The organism is Mycobacterium sp., from assembly GCF_008709575.1.
Taxonomy (GTDB): Bacteria; Actinomycetota; Actinomycetes; order Mycobacteriales; family Mycobacteriaceae; genus Mycobacterium.
Genome location: NZ_VYIK01000111.1, coordinates 3,921 through 4,281, shown reverse-complemented (window position 1 = coordinate 4,281; position 361 = coordinate 3,921). Strand labels below are relative to the sequence as shown.

The 361-nt window shown below is 69.3% G+C and carries 1 protein-coding gene and 1 pseudogene; one reads left to right on the top strand and one right to left on the bottom strand.

Features of this window, described 5'->3' with window-relative positions:
* The coding region (locus F6Q13_RS16850) for a co-chaperone YbbN (protein ID WP_293058983.1) at positions 1-186 on the top strand (186 nt) is incomplete at its 5' end.
* Here F6Q13_RS16850 and F6Q13_RS16845 read toward each other — a convergent pair.
* Positions 167-361: pseudogene (locus tag F6Q13_RS16845) on the bottom strand (PaaI family thioesterase); the annotation flags it as partial. The gene F6Q13_RS16850 and the pseudogene F6Q13_RS16845 overlap by 20 nt on opposite strands.

The following is a 361-nucleotide window of genomic DNA, read 5'->3' as shown; positions in this document are numbered from 1 at the left end:
CGGCTCAAGCTCGTCAAGATCAACGTCGACACGGCGCCGGCGATCGCGCAACGCTTCGTCGTGCAGGCCATCCCGACGCTGCTCGTCGTCGAGCACGGCAAGGTGCTGGCGCGCCAGCACGGGGCGGCGCCGGTGGCGACGCTGCGAACCTGGCTGGACCAGGCGCTTACGGCTGGCCGGGTTTGAGCATCACGAACAGCGCCTCGGCGTCGCTCAGCACGGTGTCGCCGTCGCACAGCCGGCCCTCGACGAAGGTCTTGCGGCCCTCGACCCGGCGCACCCCGGCGTCGATCTGCAGCTTCGTCTCGATCGGCACGATGCGGCGGTAGTTCACGTGCAGGTAGGAGCAGCGATGGTAGTG